Source organism: Parafrankia sp. FMc2, assembly GCF_041008525.1.
Classification (GTDB): domain Bacteria; phylum Actinomycetota; class Actinomycetes; order Frankiales; family Frankiaceae; genus Parafrankia.
Genome location: NZ_JBFLUG010000396.1, coordinates 1 through 1,372, shown reverse-complemented (window position 1 = coordinate 1,372; position 1,372 = coordinate 1). Strand labels below are relative to the sequence as shown.

The 1,372-nt window shown below is 70.4% G+C and carries 1 protein-coding gene; it reads right to left on the bottom strand.

Going from position 1 to position 1,372, the window contains the following annotated elements:
- A partial coding sequence (locus tag AB1460_RS37500; protein WP_368967313.1) for an IS701 family transposase occupies window positions 1–1,135 on the bottom strand: 1,135 nt, incomplete at its 3' end.
- Window positions 1,136–1,372 lie beyond the last annotated feature (237 nt).

The following is a 1,372-nucleotide window of genomic DNA, read 5'->3' as shown; positions in this document are numbered from 1 at the left end:
GGCGGCGCCACCGGGACCAGGCCAGCACGAAGCCGGCGGACGGGTCGGGTCGGGGTAGCGCGATCTGGGTGATGAGGTGGCGGACCTCGTTGATGGTGAGGGGGATGAGCCCGTCGGCGGGTTCGGTGTCGTGGGCGGCGGCGGTGGTGACGGCGAGGTAGGCGTGGGCGAGCATCGCGAGCAGGGTCCAGCGGTGCCAGGACGTCCAGGTCCGGACTTGGTGCTCGTCGAGGGCGGCGAGTTCCTTGGAGGACTGGAAGTCGTCTTCGACGTTCCAGCGGATCCCGGCGACGCGGACGTAGGCGGTCAGAGGGGCCGGGGCCGGGCTGTGGGCCCGGTAGAACGCGTACTCGCCGGTGGTGATGTTCCGGCGGATCAGCAGATGGTGGGAGCCGGGGAGGTCCTGGTCGGTGGTCGCGATCAGCGCCCAGTCGTAGAGCCGCTGCCCCTTGGCTCCGTTGCCGGCGGAGATGCGGTTCCAGGCGGTGGTAGGCAGGGTGACGGCGAGGTCGATCGCCTTCTTCCTGCCGGCCCTGGTGTCGATCTGATGGGTCTTCGCGACGGCGAGGACGTAGCCCAGGCCGCGGCGGGCCAGGGCGGCGCGCAGTGTGGGGTCGTTGCCGTAGACCTCGTCGCCGGTGGCCCATCGGCCGGGGACCCCGGCGTCGAGCGCGGTCTCGACCAGGCGGCGGGCGAGTGCGGGTTTGGTCTGGAACTCCAGGTCGTCGGGGACGCCCGCGGCCCGGCAGCGGTCCGGGTCCGCCATCCACGACTTCGGCATGTACAGGGCGTTGTCGAGGAACGCGTGCCCGGCCTGGGTGGCGTAGGTCAGGTAGACCGCGACCTGGGCGTTCTCGATCCGTCCGGCCGTTCCGGTGTACTGCCGCTGGACACCGACGGTCACAGGTCCCTTCTTCACGTCGCCGGTCTCGTCGAAGACGAACACCGCCTCGGCGTCGGCGAACCGCTCGACGACGTAGTCACGCAGGTCGCCGCGCAGGCCGTCGTCGTCCCACACCGCGGCGGCCAGGAAGTGCTGCATCCCGCCCGGGGATGCCTCCCCGGCGTGTTCGGCCAACGTCCAGCAGTTCACCCGCGGCAGCCCGGCCATCAGACCGCGCAGGAACCGGCGCATCCGCCGGCGAGACTCCGGCCGGGCGAACCGGCGGTCGAGCCGGCCCGCGAGCCCCTCGAACGCCTCTCGCCACCCGTCGGGGTCTACGCTGGGGCACACGGCCACCGGCTGATCTTCGAGAGTCGTCACAAACCTCGATGATCACCGGTGGCCTCTTGCGTGCCTGGACCGGCTCCACCTCAACGTCGCATCTCAACCATGACCCATCAGATCAAAATGATCACTAAAGTCCGGCTG